Source organism: Flectobacillus sp., from assembly GCF_049240685.1.
In the GTDB taxonomy this organism is placed as follows: Bacteria; Bacteroidota; Bacteroidia; order Cytophagales; family Spirosomataceae; genus Flectobacillus.
On the sequence record NZ_JBMLSD010000373.1, the window covers coordinates 1 to 1,237 of the forward strand.

Sequence of the window (1,237 nt, forward strand, 5' to 3'; positions counted from 1 at the left end):
TACTCTACCCTACTATTTTTTAAGTACTTGATAATGTGCTATTTATATTTTTTTCTTTGTTATATCTATATAGTTTTAGATACAAATACCTAATAAATTTATCCATCATATTCTCAAACTCAGCCGGAGAACCTTTTAGTAAGTCTTTTATCAAGTCAATTCCAGTTCGGCAGAAACTATTGACTTTATACTTATGGTTTTTAGTCTTAATTTTTCTTATCTTCTTGTCTTGATGTATGCCCATATTTATGCAAATCGCAAAGGCTATGGAAACAACAGCTATTAATTTTTTTAGCTTTCCCAAATCTTTTATGTGAGTACTCTCTATGTCAAAGCCCCTGCCTTTAAATGACTGAAAACAAGTCTCTATTGTCCATCTTTTTTTATAAATTTGCCCTAAATACTGTGCTAAAGCCACTGTTCCGATTAAAAAAAGCAACTCACCACAAGGTAATTTCTTTAGATAAACTTGTACCCACACCCCATCTACTAAGCAATCTTTAAGGTATAAGGGATTTTCCGTAGCCAAATCTTCTGCCAAATATTTAGTCCCATCCATCCGTTCTATTTGGTGATGTTTGGGAACACGCACACAAAAATTAATACCTTGCTCTTTGAGATATTTTAGCCAAGTGTGTCCAATAAACTCTCTATCCCCGATAACAATGCCTATACGTTTTACACCAATCAAAGCAACAATCTTTTCTAATAGCTCTATTCTTTGTTGGCTATTGCTGTTGCCATTTTTATTATCCAATAGCTCAAAATAAATGGGAACATGGTTTGAACCATTGCAAACGATAACCATTAAAATATTGATAGAACAATTTCCAAATTCCCAGTTAGTACGGTCAATACATAAGCGTAATTTACCCTTATCACCCAGAATAAGCACCAAAAGTAGGGCTATAGCATCAAAATCTAAGGTGCTTTCACGAAAAAAGTCCTCTAAACGATGAATAATACTGCTAAGTTGCGCACCTTCTTTGTCTAACCTTATTGCCTCTGCTATCGCAGGAAGTTGCACTTGGCGACTTTTTATCACACCCAAAACTAATTGACTAAGGCAACTTTGACGGGCTTTATTGGCTACGATTTGGAAAGTACCTAAAAAAGAACTAACCTTGTCTGTGAAAATTTTTTCATGCTGAAAAGAGTGTTTTGTCTGGTCGTACATACAAAATTACTCTTTTCTTGCTTTTTATAAAAATTCTAAATTTTTTAGTAGGGTAGAGTA

The 1,237-nt window shown here is 33.9% G+C and carries 1 protein-coding gene; it reads right to left on the bottom strand.

What is annotated here, in order from left to right; genetic code table 11:
* Positions 1-19: 19 nt before the first annotated feature.
* Positions 20-1,177, bottom strand: coding sequence for an IS4 family transposase (locus tag ACOVQ4_RS17215; RefSeq protein WP_421821856.1), 1,158 nt, complete (start codon positions 1,175-1,177; stop codon positions 20-22).
* Between the last annotated feature and the right edge of the window lie 60 nt (positions 1,178-1,237).

Excerpts from the sequence above, each read along its gene's own strand:
- ACOVQ4_RS17215 (WP_421821856.1), bottom strand. The coding sequence starts at position 1,177 with ATGTACGACCAGACAAAACACTCTTTTCAGCATGAAAAAATTTTCACA.